Raw genomic sequence first — 13,450 nt, 5'->3', positions numbered from 1 at the left:
GGCTGGCTCATGCGCTGGCAGCGCCAGGGACGCCACCTCGGACAAAAGGCGCCCCATATGCTTCATTGGCCCCGCGGCTGTGAAGGAAGGCATCCCTAACCCCGGGGACAAATCGGCGGGATTATAGCGGTCGCCGCGTAACTATGGGGACGATCGAGCCCCTGTTTGGACAATTAAATCAGGCCAGAACAAATTCCAGGCGAGTTCGGGCTGACAACGCAATCTTTTACGCGGTCCGGTCGACGACACCGCCGCCCAGGCACACCTCGCCGACGTAAAACACCACGTATTGACCGGGAGTGACCGCACGTTGCGGCTGGTGGAATCGGACGTGAACGCCGCCGTCCGCGAGTACTGCGACGCTGCATGCCTGATCCGCCTGGCGATAGCGCACTTTAGCGGTGCAATCGAAGCGCTGAGCCGGCGGCGCGCCGGCCACCCAGGCGAGCTGCGAGCCCCAGGCCTCGGTCCGCTGCATCGCTGGATGATCATGACCTTGCACGACAATGAGCACATTGCGAGCGAGGTCCTTGTCGGCCACATACCAGGGGGCTTCCCCAGCATCGTTGCGGCCACCGATCCCCAAGCCCTGGCGCTGGCCGAGCGTGTAGTACATGAGTCCGCGATGCTGACCGACGCGGCGTCCCTCGGGCGTTTCGATGTGACCGGGCTGAGCGGGCAGGTAAGTTTCCAGGAACTGCGCGAACGGCCTTTCACCAATGAAACAAATCCCGGTGCTGTCTTTCTTGTCGAACACCGGCAGGGTTTGTTCGCGAGCGAGCCGTCGCACTTCGCTCTTCTGCAGATCGCCGATCGGAAAGAGGGTATGCGCGAGGGCCTCGCCCGGCATCGCGTGCAGGAAATAACTCTGATCCTTGTTGGGATCGAGCCCGCGTAACAGCCTGGCGCGCGTGTGCGAGGCATCGTGCTCGACGCGTGCGTAATGACCGGTCGCGACCCACTCGGCGCCGAGCCGGCGCGCGTAGTCGTAACAAACGCCGAACTTGATCTCACGATTGCACAGCACGTCGGGATTGGGCGTGCGGCCGTGCCGATATTCTTCGAGGAAATAACTGAAGACGCGCTCGCGATACTCGCCGGCGAAGCTCACCTTGTGCAGCGGGATCTGCAGTTGCTCGCAGACCTGGCGCGCATCCTGATAATCCTCGGCAGCGGTGCAGTAGCCGTCTTCGTCCTCGTCCCAGTTGCTCATGAACAAGCCCTGGACCTCGTAACCCTGTTGCAACAGCAGCCACGCGGCGACGGACGAGTCCACGCCGCCGGACATGCCGACGATCACGAGAGGAGCGGTCACTGCGGAACGGTCAGATCAAACGATTGATGGCGGGATGCTCGAGCGTACGCGCGCGCACTTCCGGGGACAGAATCCCATCTTTGACGACGTTTTTCGCGACATCAAGGGGATGCCGGCTGCCTTCGAGGTAATCGTCGATGCACCGGAGCACCAGCGGGCTGCGCAGCCGGGCGGAGCGGGCCACGATCTGCTCGCGATCCAGCCACAGGGCGCGCTCGATGCCGCGATCGAGCTGCCGGTCGGCGTGGTGATGGGTCACCTCGCCCGAATACACCACCCGCAGGAAGCTCTTCTGCTTCTCGACCTGTTCCCACAGATAAACGCCGATCAGCGCCTCGGGCCGGAAGGTCCAGGCGGTCTCTTCGAGCGTTTCGCGGATCACCGCTTCGATGAACTGCTCGCCGCGCTCGACGTGGCCGGCCGGCTGGTTGAACACCATGCGATTGCCGACCCGCTCCTCCACGAGCAGGAATTGGCCGTCGCGTTCGACGACGGCGGCTACGGTCAGATCGGGGCGCACGGTCATGCCGGGAGTATAGCTGCCCAGTCAGAATGATTTGTGATGCTTTTCAAGCTATTGGACGAAGGTCTCAGAGTGGACCTCAGACCTTTTTTGCCAATTGCTCTGCATAGCCAACGTAGCGGGCCGGCGTAAGTTCCAGCAGCGCCTGTCTGGCAGATTCCGGCAAGGCGAGGCCGGACACAAACTGTCGCAGGGCGGCGGCATCGACCCGCTGACCGCGCGTCAGGGACTTCAATTGCTCATAGGCATTCTCGACGCCATAGCGTCGCATCACGGTCTGGATGGGCTCGGCGAGCAGCTCCCAGTTCGCATCGAGGTCTTCGGCGAGCCGGCTCGCATCCACATCGACCCGTTCCAGGCCACGCTCGATGGAGCGCCAGGCGATCAAGGCATGGCTGACCGCGACGCCGACATTTCGCAGCACCGTCGAATCGGTGAGATCGCGCTGCCAACGCGACACCGGCAGCTTGTCCGAGAGATAACGAAGCATCGAGATCGACAACGTGAGATTGCCTTCGCCGTTCTCGAAATCGATCGGGTTGACCTTGTGCGGCATGGTCGAGGAGCCGGTTTCGCCCGCCACCACGCGCTGACGGAAATAACCGAGCGAGATATAGCCCCACATGTCACGGCACAGCGAGACCAGCACGGTGTTCAGGCGCGCGAGCGCATCGAAATATTCCGCCATCCAGTCGTGCGGCTCGATCTGGGTCGTGTACGGATTCCAGCTCAGCCCCAGCGATTCGACGAAGCGTTGCCCCAGGCGCGGCCAGTCGACGTTCGGATACGCGACCGCGTGCGCATTGAAATTGCCCACCGCGCCGTTGATCTTGCCGCTGATGGTGACGGCTGCGAAACGCGTGCGAGCCTCGCGCAGACGGTAAGTGAAGTTCGCCACTTCCTTGCCGAGCGTGGTCGGCGTCGCGGGCTGACCATGGGTGCGCGACATCATCGGGGTGGCCGCATGTAAATGCGCCAGGGCCCGCAGACGGGTGATGAGCGTGTCGAGCCTCGGCAGCAGCACCAGATCTCGCGCTTCCCTCAGCATCAATGCATAGCTGAGATTGTTGATATCTTCGGAGGTGCAGGCGAAGTGGACGAACTCCCGACGGGTGCGCCACGCCGGCACATCATCGAGCTTGCTCTTGACGAAGTACTCGACCGCCTTCACGTCATGATTGGTTTCGCGCTCGAGCTTCTTGACCTCGGCGGCCTCGGCATCGGTCAGCTCGGCGGCGAGCGCATCGAGGACGGTGAGCGCCGCGGCCGGCAGACCGCGCAGCTCGTCGATGCCCGGCTCGGCGGCCAGGGCTTTGAGCCAGAGCGCCTCGACACGGACGCGCTGACGGATCAGCCCGCGCTCGCTGAAAAGAGGCCGAAGCTCGGCGGCCTTGTCAGCATAGCGGCCGTCGATGGGTGAAATCGCATTCAAGGGACTGTGGTTCATCGTAGAATCATACCGCAGATCGGTTCGCCCGCTTCAGGCGGGCGCGAGCGCATGGTGAGAGGAAGAGAGTGTGGCGAACGACGACTTTCGCATCGAGCGGGACAGCCTGGGCGAGTTGAAGGTCCCCAGCGATGCGTTGTGGGGCGCGCAAACGCAGCGCGCCGTGGACAACTTCCCGATCAGCAGCCTGCGCATGCCGCGCGATTTCATTCGCGCGCTCGGCCTGATCAAGTGGGCGGCGGCCACCGCCAACCTGGAGCTCGGCGGCCTCGAGGCCAAGCACGCCGCGGCGATTCAGAAGGCGTCGATCGAAGTGGTCGAGGGCACGCACGATCGCCAGTTTCCGGTGGACGTGTTCCAGACCGGCTCCGGCACCAGCAGCAACATGAATGCCAACGAGGTCATCGCACACCTGGCCTCGAAATTCGCCGGCATCGCCGTGCACCCCAACGATCACGTCAACATGAGCCAGAGCTCGAACGACGTGATTCCCACCGCCATTCACGTGAGTGCGCTGCTCGCGGTCGAACAGCATCTGCTGCCCGCGCTCGCATACCTCAGCGCCGTCATCAGTCGACGCATCGGTGAGGTCGGCGACATCGTAAAGACCGGACGCACCCATTTGATGGATGCGATGCCCGTGACGTTCGGTCAGGAGATGAGCGGCTGGCGCACGCAAATCGAACATGGCAGCGCCCGTGTGATGGAGTCTCGAGCTCGACTGCAAATGATCGCGCTCGGTGGCACCGCGGTTGGCACCGGCGTCAATGCGCATCCACGCTTCGCGCTGCGAGCCTCGCGCTATCTCTCGGTGAAGAGCGGGCTCGAGCTGAAGCCGAGCACGAACTACTTCGAGGCGATGTCATCGCAGGATGCAGCCGTCGAGCTCTCGGGGCAGTTGCGCACCCTGGCGGTGTCGATGATGAAGATCGCGAACGATCTTCGCTGGATGAACAGCGGTCCGCTCGCCGGCCTGGGTGAGATCTCGTTGCCGACCTTGCAGCCAGGCAGCAGCATCATGCCCGGCAAAGTGAATCCGGTGATTCCCGAAGCCGTCACCATGGTGGCCGCGCAAGTGATGGGCAACGATGCCACCATCGCCATCGCCGGGCAGTCCGGCAATTTCCAGCTCAACGTGATGTTGCCGGTGATCGCCTATAACCTGTTACAGAGCATCGATCTGCTCGCGAATGCCGCGCGCTCACTCGCTGATTCGGCGGTCGCGGGGTTCACCGTCAACGAGCAGCGCATCGGTGAGGCACTGAATCGCAATCCGATCCTGGTCACTGCACTGAATCCCGTCATCGGTTACGAGGCGGGGGCGAAGATCGCGAAGCAAGCCTATGCCACCGGCCGGCCCATCAAGGACGTCGCGGCCGAGCACACGCAGCTCTCCGATGAGGAGTTGTCGAAATATCTGGATCCGCGCGAGCTGACCAAGGCCGGCGGCAAAGCCCAAGGCGGCGGGGGCTGAGTTGAACGATCGAATCGCCCTGCGGCGGCTCATCGAAGAGCGGCTGAAGGATTCCCGTGCAGTACCCGATCCCACGACGGCGGTGCCCGCGGGCTTTTCCGCCGGCGACATCGATGCGATTCGCGCGTACTTTCCAGCCTCACCGATCGCGGCGGCCGTGCTCGTGCCCATCGTCGATCATGACTCCGGGCTCACCGTGCTGCTCACCCAGCGTGCTTCCACGCTGAAGAATCACGCCGGGCAGATCAGCTTTCCGGGCGGTCGCATCGAGCCGACCGATCTGAATCCGTTGGAAGCGGCGTTGCGCGAGACGCAGGAGGAGATCGGCGTCGGACGCGAGTACGTCACGTTTGCGGGCTATCTCGAGCCGCAACTGGTGCTCTCCGGCTATTGGGTGACACCGGTCGTCGCGTTCGTGCGGCCGGGCTTCGAGCTGCGACTGGATCGTCGCGAAGTCGACTTCGCGCTGGAAGTGCCGCTGCGTCACATTCTGGATCCGATCAATCATCGCGCACGGACCCGCGAGCTGGGCGCGGTGACCGTGCAGGTGTACGACATTCCTTATCAGGAACACAACATCTGGGGCGCCACGGCCGGCATGTTGATGTCGCTGTATCGACTGCTACAAGCGGAGTAATCCAACATGTCCGGCATTCAACGCCTGCTCGAAATCATGGCGCGGTTGCGCGATCCGAACGGCGGCTGTCCCTGGGATCTGCAACAGAACTTCAAGACCATCGCGCCGTACACGGTCGAGGAGGCCTATGAAGTCGCCGATGCCATCGAGCGCGACGATCTGCCATCGTTACGCGATGAGTTGGGCGATCTGTTGTTTCAAGTCGTGTTTCATTCGCAGATGGCCAGGGAGCGGGGCGCATTCGACTTCGACGACGTGGCGAACGCCATCTGCGACAAGATGGAACGTCGTCATCCGCACGTGTTTGGTGATGCGTCCATCGCCGATGCCGAGGCGCAGACCGTTGCCTGGGAAGAGCAGAAGCGTCGTGAGCGCGCGCAGAAGCGCAGCGGCGGAGAACAGGCGAGCGTGCTCGATGACGTGCCCGTCGCCTTGCCGGCGCTGACCCGTGCGAACAAGCTCGGCAAGCGCGCGGCTCAAGTGGGCTTCGAATGGTCCGACGTGCACGGTGCGGTCGAGAAGCTCGATGAGGAGATCGCCGAGTTCAAGGCCGAGGTGCGCTCGCATGCGTGCCTGCAGGCGGATACGTCGGCACAGGGCCACGAGCATCAGCACGAGCGCCTCGCCGCCGAGATCGGCGACGTGCTCTTCTGCGTGGTGAACGTGTGCCGGTACCTGAAGATCGATCCGGAGCAGGCCTTGAAGCGCACCAACGCAAGCTTCGAGCGGCGCTTCCGTTATGTCGAACGTGGTCTGGCCAGACAGGGCAAGACCCCTCAGCAGGCGACCCTGGCCGAGATGGACCAGCTCTGGGATGAGGCTAAGCGCGGATGACTCTTCGAGGCGACTTAACGTCGCCTCGAACCGCGCTCAGGCCGGTACACGGACGTAACGGCTGGCCGAGGGTCCATGGACGGCTGCTTGAGATGAGTTGTTGCACACTTGATACAGTCGGTCACAAGTTGTCTGACGAGGTTCAGGGTTCATTCATGGCCTCAGCCCTAATTTGACTCCCACGCTCGGCGCTCCCCATGCCGGGTTCCTGGAGAGATCAAGATGACTGTCGGTCGCGTTTCGATGGCTGTCGCGGGTGTCCTGGTGGCTGGCATGGCCCTGGCCGGACCGCCCCGCTATGAGCGCAGCTCCTCCAACGAGTACGACTACGCCCCCGTCACCCACGTCGAGCCCATCGTCCGGCAGGTCCGTGTCGAGACCCCGAACCGCGAGTGCTACGACGAAACCCGCTACGTCGAGGACCGCCCGCACATCTCCGACCCCGAGGTCGGCGTTCGCACCCTGGTGGGCGGCCTGATCGGCGGCGTGATCGGTCACCAGTTCGGTAGCGGCCGGGGCCGGGATGCGGCCACCGTCGCCGGCGCCACGGTCGGTGCCGCGGTCGGCTATGACGCCGGCGCCCGCCGTTCAGCTTCGGTGCGTGAAGAAATAGTTCAGCGTTGCGAAGTCCGATATGAGAAACGGTACGAAGAGCGTGTTGACGGGTACCGGGTGAGCTACGAGTACAACGGCCGTGAATACACGACCCGACTGCCGTACGACCCCGGTGAGCGCATTCGCGTCAGGGTGGCCGTCGCCGTGGCGGAATGAGGTGGAGGCCGGTCAAACGACTTCCATCTTCAACGGGAGTTTTCTCAAAGGTTGTGCGGCGGGGCGTGAACATGCGTCTCGCCGTGCGTACACTTAGCCCCCATGCGCACTTTCTGGCACCTGTTGTTGGTTACGCTATCGCTGGTCGCAGCGGTACCGAGCGCCACTGCCCAGGAGCTGATCGATCGCCGGCAGCGTCGTGATTTTCGCTCCCAGCCCGCGGGCATTTCGCTCGAACAGGCGGTGGAGATGGCGCAGCGGCGGTTTCGAGCCAAGGTGGTCCGGGCCGAGACCGTTCGCAATGGCGACAGGGTGGAGCATCGCATCCGCCTGCTCAGCGCCGATGGCAAGGTACGGAACGTGAGCGTGGACGCAGACTCGGGAGCAATGAACTGATCCATGCGCGTCCTAATTGTTGAAGACGAACAGACCCTGCGTGAATCCATCGTCGAACAACTGCAGCAGCACGGCTTCACGGTCGATGCGGCTGCCGATGGCGAGGAAGGACTCTACTGCGGGCGGGAATATGCCCTGGACCTGGCGGTGGTCGACCTCGGTCTGCCGAAGCTGCCTGGCCTGGAGCTGATCAAAACGCTGCGCACCGAAGGCAAGAGCTTTCCCATCCTGATCCTGACGGCGCGCGATCGCTGGCAGGACAAGGTGGAAGGGCTGCAGGCGGGCGCCGACGACTACGTCGCCAAGCCGTTCCATTTCGAGGAGCTGCTGGCGCGCGTGCAGGCGTTACTGCGTCGCTCGGGCGGCTGGGCACAGCCAGTGCTGCGTTGTGGTCCGGTGTCGCTGGATCCGCGGACTCAGGAAGTCACGGTCAACGGCCGCAAGGTCGACCTGACCAGCTTCGAGTACCGCATCCTGGATCATCTGATCCATCGGGCCGGCGAGGTGATCTCCAAGAGCGAGCTGACCGAACGGTTGTATGCTCAGGACTTCGACCGGGACAGCAACACCATCGAGGTGTTCATCGGTCGGCTGCGCCGCAAGCTCGATCCGGACGAGACCATCAAGCCGATCGAGACGCTGCGCGGCCGGGGTTATCGTTTCGCCCTTCAGCGTGATACTGCCGCTGCCTGAGAACTGACAAGCGAGGACGATGCAGCCGCGTTCGTTAAGCACACGACTGCTCGTCTCGGTCAGCTTCCTGCTGATCCTGTTCTTTGGCGTCACCATTCTGGCCCTGGACTTCGTGTTCCAGGACCTGAGCCGTCGCGCCATCCAGGACCGGCTGGAAGTGCAAGTCGTGGCGTTGCTGTCGGCGTCCGAGGAGGACTCGAGCGGCGGCCTGCGTCCCGATCAGCTCGCCGAGCCCAGGTTCGACAACCCGGGCTCCGGGCTCTATGGCGAGATCCTGCGCAGCGACGGCCGGCCCAGCTGGCGTTCCAAATCGCTCACCGGCACCGGCATCGAATTTCCTCACGTCCAGGTCGGCGAGCGACGCTTCGGCGAGTTGCAGCGGGCCGACGGCACCACGGTGCTGTCCTTCAGCATGGGCATCGAGTGGCAGTTTCGTAATCGGGTCACGCGCTCGTTCGTTTACAGCGTCGCGGAAAGTCTCGAGCCGTATTACGCGAACTTGAGCCGTCTGCGCGGCCGCATGTTCGGCTGGTTCGGCGCGCTGGCGGTGATTGTGCTCGGCGCGCTGGCGGTGCTGTTGCGACGCTTGCTCTCGCCGCTGCGACGGGTCGAGCGTGAAATCGAATCGATCGAAGCCGGCGTGCTCACCGAGCTCGGCGGCGGCTATCCGCGCGAGCTGCTCGGCATCACCACGAACTTGAATGCGCTCCTTCGCAGCGAGCGCGAGCGCCTCGCGCGCTATCGGAACACGCTCGGTAACCTCGCGCACAGTTTCAAGACGCCGCTCGCGGTCATGCGCAATCTGCTCAGCACCCAGAGCGGTCGCGAGCTCACGGTCGTTCGACAGCTCGATGAGCAGGTCGGACGCATGGATGACATCGTCAAATATCAGCTACGTCGCGCGGCGGCCGCAGGCGGCAGTGGCCTCGGCTCAGCGCCCGTCGACGTTCGCGATGCGCTGGAGGCCCTGCGTGGCGCGTTGCTGAAGGTTTACGTGGATCGCGGCATTACCTGTGAGCTGTCCGTCGCGGAAGGCGCGACGTTCACCGGCGACCGCGAAGACCTCACGGAGATCGCGGGCAATCTACTCGATAACGCCTTCAAATGGACCCGCACCACCGTGCGCATCACTGCCGATCGGGTCGTGAGTCCCGCCGCCCGGCGCGATGGCTTGCGTATCGTGATCGAGGATGACGGCCCGGGCATTCCGCTCGACTCGCGCGCCCGAGTCCTGGAGCGGGGCGCCCGACTGGACGAGCGCGTGGCCGGGCAGGGCATCGGCTTGTCGGTGGTTCGAGAGCTGGTGAACCTCAACGGCGGCATCATCGATATCGACGAGTCGGCCCTGGGCGGCGCGCGTATCGAGGTGAAAATAGCGCCGGTCTGACGACCGGACTTGAAACCGGCCGGCTTGATCGCATACAAACCGGCTGCCGATGAGTACCGCCTACACAACCGCGCTCATAGCGCTGCGCGACCAGTTGCCCCATACGCGATTCGCCGACCGGCCGCGTCTGTCGCGGGAGCTGGATCGCCTGTTCGCGCGCCGTAATCCCCCCGCAGAACCCGACGGCGCCATCGACAACCTGCGCCAGTCGATCGCAACTTCCGTCGCCACCGTCGAGCGCGTCAAGGCATTGCCCTTGCGCGTCGAATACGACGCCGCGTTGCCGATCACCGCACATCGCGAAGAGATTGCGAAAGCGTTACAAACGAGCCAGCTCGTCGTGGTCTGTGGCGCGACCGGCTCCGGCAAGACGACGCAGCTGCCGAAGATCTGCATGGAAGCCGGGCGTGGCACCTTTGGTTTGATCGGCCACACGCAGCCTCGGCGCATCGCGGCCCGCGCCATCGCCAATCGACTCGCCGAAGAACTGCAGACCACGGTCGGCGGCGCCGTCGGCTATCAGGTGCGCTTCAACGATCGCACCGGCCCGGACTGCCGCATCAAGCTCATGACCGACGGCATTCTGCTGCGCGAGCTCGAGAACGACCGGCTGCTGCGTCGCTATGACACCTTGATCATCGACGAGGCGCACGAGCGCAGCCTCAACATCGATTTCCTGCTGGGCGTGCTGAAGCGTCTGCTGCCGCAGCGGCCGGACCTGCGCATCGTGATCACCTCGGCCACCATCGACCCGCAGCGCTTCGCCGAATTCTTCGGTGGCGCGCCGATCATCGAGGTCTCCGGTCGCAGCTATCCGGTGGAAGTGCGCTATCGGCCGCTCACCGGCACCGATGAGGACGACTACGAACTGTCGCTCGATGAAGGCATCGTTGCCGCCGTACAAGAGCTCGACCGCGTCGATCGCGGCGATGTGCTGGTGTTCCTGCCCGGTGAGAAACAGATCCGCGACGCTGCCGATGCGCTGTCGAAAGCTCGCCTGCACGGCACCGAAGTGCTGCCGCTGTACGCGCGGCTGTCGACGCGCGATCAGGAAAAGATCTTCGAGAAGCACGGCCAGCGTCGCGTCGTGCTCGCGACCAACGTCGCTGAAACATCGCTCACGGTGCCCGGCATCCGACACGTCGTCGACTCGGGCCTCGCTCGCATCAGTCGCTACAGCGTGCGTGGCAAGGTCCAGCGACTGCCGATCGAGCCGATCTCACAGGCGAGCGCGGATCAACGCAAAGGCCGCTCCGGCCGTGAAGCGCCCGGCATCTGCATTCGGCTGTACGCCGAAGATGAGTTCAATCTGCGTCCAGCCTTCACGCCGCCGGAAGTTTTGCGCACCAACCTCGCGAGCGTGATTCTGCAGATGGCGGCGCTGGAACTGGGCGAGCCGGAAGCCTTCCCATTCGTCGATCCGCCCGACACGCGCTTGATCAACGACGGCTATCGGCTGCTGCAGGAATTGAAAGCGGTCGATGACGATCGCCGGGTGACGAGTCTCGGTCGACAGCTCTCATCGCTGCCCGTGGACCCGCGGCTCGGGCGCATGTTGCTCGCCGCGAGTCATCACAGCTGTCTGTCGGAAATGCTCGTCATTGCATCATTTCTCTCTGCGCAGGATCCGCGCGAGCGGCCCTCCGATGCACAGACGCAGGCCGATCAGAAACACGCCGCATTCGCGGATTCGCGCTCGGATTTCATAGGCGTCCTGAACCTGTGGAACACCTATCAGGCGCAGGTTGTGGAGTTATCTGGCAGCCAGCTGCGCAAATGGTGTCGCGAGAACTTCATCGCGTTCATGCGTGCGCGTGAATGGCAGGAGCTGCATCGACAGCTCAGTGAGACGGTCAAGGAGCTGGAACTCAAACTGAACAGCGCGCCGGCCGATTACGCGAATCTGCACCAGGCCATCCTCACCGGATTCCTGGGCAACATCGGTGCGCTCGATGAGAAGCGCGAATATGACGGTGCTCGTGGCACGCGTTTCGTGATCGCGCCAGGCACGCCGCTTGCGGGCAAGCCGCCGAAGTGGCTGGTTGCCGCGAACTTGATGGAAACGACGCGGCTCTACGCACGCACGGTTGCGGCCATCGAGCCGCAGTGGATCGAGTCCGCCGGCGCGCACCTGATCAAGCGCAGTTACAGCGAGCCGCATTGGGTGGAAGATCGTGGCTTCGTCGCGGCCTTCGAATCGGTTGCACTGTATGGGCTCACGCTCTCATCGCGTCGCCGAATCAACCTTGGCAACGTGGCGCCGCGCGAGGCCCAAGAGATATTCGTGCGCGAGGCGCTGGTCGAAGGGCACTCGCGCGTCAAGGCCGACTTCCTGAAACACAATCGTCGGCTGCGTCAGCAGGTCGAGGTGATGGAGGCGAAAGTCCGCCGTCGCGACATCCTGGCCGATGAGCAGGCAATCTGTGATTTCTATCTGTCACGACTGCCGGAGACGGTGAATTCAGTCTCGGCGCTCGAGAAATGGCTGCGGACGCCTGGCCACGCGCAGCAGTTACAGATGACGCTCGCGGACATCGCGCGTCGTGATGCCTCTGAAATCACGCCGCAGGAGTTTCCGCCCGTGATGGCGGTGACCGGCAATGAGCTGCCGCTCGAATATCGCTTCGAACCGGGCTCGGTGAGCGATGGCGTGACCGTGGTGTTGCCGAAGCCGCTGCTGAGCTCTGCCGTCATCGGTGACTTCTCGCGGCCCATTCCGGGCTGGCGCGTCGAGACCATCACGCAGCTGCTACGTAGTCTGCCGAAGCAGATTCGGAAGGCGTTCGTTCCCGTGCCCGAGCACGCGGCGCGGGCAGCGGAGGAGATCGATGAGTCGAAGGAATTCAATACCGCGGTGGCGGAGTGGATCACTCGTGTTGGCGGCACGAACGTCACGGCGGAGGAGGTGGCGGCACTTCCCCTTCCCGAACATTTACGCGTGAACTTCCGCGTCGCCGATCTCGACGGCAAGACGCTCGCCGAGGGACGCGACCTCGCGGCGCTGAAGCGAGCCGTGCGCGAGACCGAAGCAAAGTCGAGCGATCACAAGCCGGCGACGACCGGCGGCGTGCACCGGCGCTGGGACTTCGGTGACCTGGCCGTTGAAGAGTCGGTGCAACGGCGCGGACTGCGATTCTCCGTGTACCCGACGCTACGCGATCGCGGTGACGGCGTCGAAGTGGCCGAGGCAGCCACGCTGGTCGATGCCGAAGGCATGCTGCGCCTGGGCGTCCTGCGCCTCGCCATCCTGACGTTGCCCGAACAGTTCAAATATGCTCGCAAGCGCTGCTCGGAGCGCACCGAACTGATGCTGCTGGCTCAAGGGTTGAACAACGCTCGTCCCATCGCCGAGGCGCTGGCGGAAAAGTGTTTCGTCGAATGTTTCCTGAGCGAGGAGGGCGCACTGCCGCGCTCGGCCGCACAATTCGATGCGCTTCTGGATAAGCATCGTGCTCGCTTCGGCGACGTGACCGATCGGGTGATCGAGCACACCGCCTCGGCGCTACGTGAGCTGCGCAACGCACGCATGAAGCTCGCGTCGATCGAAGGCGCGCCATTCCAGCCCCTGCGGACCGACGTTCAAGCGCAACTGCAGATGCTGGTCCCCGGCGATTTCCCCGCGAGCGTTCCGAGCGCGCTGTGGCCACATCTGCCTCGCTACTTCAAGGCCCTGACGCGCCGGCTCGACAAGGCGCCGGGCAATCAGAAACGCGACGCCGACTTGATGAAGCAGATCTCTCCTGCGACCCAGGCCTATCAGCGTCTGCGATCGCAGGCGCCGAGAGGCGAAACGCATCCGGAACTCGATCGTCTGCAATGGATGATCGAAGAATTCCGCGTGTCGCTGTTCGCGCAGGACCTCAAGGCCGCGTTGCCCGTGTCCGATAAGCGCATCGCCGACCAGATCGAGCGCGCTCGCATCGAGGTTCAGCGCGCGGCCTGATGCCTCGATCGGTGTGCGGGGATGAAGGGG

11 protein-coding genes are annotated in these 13,450 nt (G+C 63.8%); 8 read left to right on the top strand and 3 right to left on the bottom strand.

The window, feature by feature from the left end; genetic code table 11:
- Nucleotides 1-226: 226 nt before the first annotated feature.
- The 3 genes from mnmA to purB form a co-directional block, all read right to left on the bottom strand.
- Entirely contained in the window at nt 227-1,315 is a 1,089-nt protein-coding gene (gene mnmA / locus EKO19_RS35035; protein ID WP_129782082.1) for a tRNA 2-thiouridine(34) synthase MnmA, read from the bottom strand.
- 10 nt (nt 1,316-1,325) lie between these two features.
- Nucleotides 1,326-1,841: an NUDIX hydrolase gene (locus EKO19_RS35030; protein WP_129782081.1), complete on the bottom strand. Its 516-nt coding sequence runs from the start codon at nt 1,839-1,841 to the stop codon at nt 1,326-1,328.
- A gap of 76 nt (nt 1,842-1,917) precedes the next feature.
- Entirely contained in the window at nt 1,918-3,285 is a 1,368-nt protein-coding gene (gene purB / locus EKO19_RS35025) for an adenylosuccinate lyase (RefSeq protein WP_129782080.1), read from the bottom strand.
- A 70-nt stretch (nt 3,286-3,355) separates the two neighbouring features.
- Between purB and EKO19_RS35020 the strand changes: the two genes are divergently transcribed.
- The 8 genes from EKO19_RS35020 (at nt 3,356) to hrpA (ending at nt 13,420) form a co-directional block, all read left to right on the top strand.
- Complete coding sequence (locus EKO19_RS35020) at nt 3,356-4,759, top strand: class II fumarate hydratase (protein ID WP_129782079.1); 1,404 nt, start codon at nt 3,356-3,358, stop codon at nt 4,757-4,759.
- Nucleotide 4,760: 1 nt separating this feature from the next.
- Entirely contained in the window at nt 4,761-5,396 is a 636-nt protein-coding gene (locus EKO19_RS35015; RefSeq protein ID WP_129782078.1) for an NUDIX hydrolase, read from the top strand.
- Nucleotides 5,397-5,402: 6 nt separating this feature from the next.
- Entirely contained in the window at nt 5,403-6,230 is an 828-nt protein-coding gene (gene mazG / locus EKO19_RS35010; protein ID WP_129782077.1) for a nucleoside triphosphate pyrophosphohydrolase, read from the top strand.
- A 222-nt stretch (nt 6,231-6,452) separates the two neighbouring features.
- Nucleotides 6,453-7,001 carry a glycine zipper 2TM domain-containing protein gene (locus EKO19_RS35005; RefSeq protein WP_129782076.1) on the top strand — a complete coding sequence of 183 codons (549 nt, stop codon included), beginning with the start codon at nt 6,453-6,455 and terminating at the stop codon, nt 6,999-7,001.
- A 102-nt stretch (nt 7,002-7,103) separates the two neighbouring features.
- The gene (locus EKO19_RS35000) at nt 7,104-7,397 is read left to right on the top strand and encodes a PepSY domain-containing protein (RefSeq protein ID WP_129782075.1); all 294 of its coding nucleotides are present in this window, start codon (nt 7,104-7,106) and stop codon (nt 7,395-7,397) included.
- A 3-nt stretch (nt 7,398-7,400) separates the two neighbouring features.
- Nucleotides 7,401-8,090: a response regulator transcription factor gene (locus EKO19_RS34995; protein ID WP_129782074.1), complete on the top strand. Its 690-nt coding sequence runs from the start codon at nt 7,401-7,403 to the stop codon at nt 8,088-8,090.
- A gap of 19 nt (nt 8,091-8,109) precedes the next feature.
- Nucleotides 8,110-9,477 (top strand): ATP-binding protein, encoded by a 1,368-nt coding sequence (locus EKO19_RS34990; RefSeq protein ID WP_129782073.1) that lies wholly within the window; start codon nt 8,110-8,112, stop codon nt 9,475-9,477.
- Nucleotides 9,478-9,526: 49 nt separating this feature from the next.
- Nucleotides 9,527-13,420, top strand: a complete 3,894-nt coding sequence (gene hrpA / locus EKO19_RS34985; RefSeq protein WP_129782072.1) for an ATP-dependent RNA helicase HrpA — start codon at nt 9,527-9,529, stop codon at nt 13,418-13,420.
- Nucleotides 13,421-13,450: the final 30 nt, after the last annotated feature.

The organism is Peristeroidobacter soli, from assembly GCF_004138485.1.
Taxonomy (GTDB): Bacteria; Pseudomonadota; Gammaproteobacteria; order Steroidobacterales; family Steroidobacteraceae; genus Steroidobacter; species Steroidobacter soli.
The sequence above is the reverse complement of the archived record's forward strand: the minus strand, read 5'-3'. Positions and strand labels throughout refer to the sequence as shown.

Excerpts from the sequence above, each read along its gene's own strand:
- EKO19_RS35030 (WP_129782081.1), bottom strand. The coding sequence starts at position 1,841 with ATGACCGTGCGCCCCGATCTGACCGTAGCCGCCGTCGTCGAACGCGAC.
- purB (WP_129782080.1), bottom strand. The coding sequence starts at position 3,285 with ATGAACCACAGTCCCTTGAATGCGATTTCACCCATCGACGGCCGCTAT.
- mazG (WP_129782077.1), top strand. The coding sequence starts at position 5,403 with ATGTCCGGCATTCAACGCCTGCTCGAAATCATGGCGCGGTTGCGCGAT.
- EKO19_RS35005 (WP_129782076.1), top strand. The coding sequence starts at position 6,453 with ATGACTGTCGGTCGCGTTTCGATGGCTGTCGCGGGTGTCCTGGTGGCT.
- EKO19_RS35000 (WP_129782075.1), top strand. The coding sequence starts at position 7,104 with ATGCGCACTTTCTGGCACCTGTTGTTGGTTACGCTATCGCTGGTCGCA.
- EKO19_RS34995 (WP_129782074.1), top strand. The coding sequence starts at position 7,401 with ATGCGCGTCCTAATTGTTGAAGACGAACAGACCCTGCGTGAATCCATC.
- EKO19_RS34990 (WP_129782073.1), top strand. The coding sequence starts at position 8,110 with ATGCAGCCGCGTTCGTTAAGCACACGACTGCTCGTCTCGGTCAGCTTC.
- hrpA (WP_129782072.1), top strand. The coding sequence starts at position 9,527 with ATGAGTACCGCCTACACAACCGCGCTCATAGCGCTGCGCGACCAGTTG.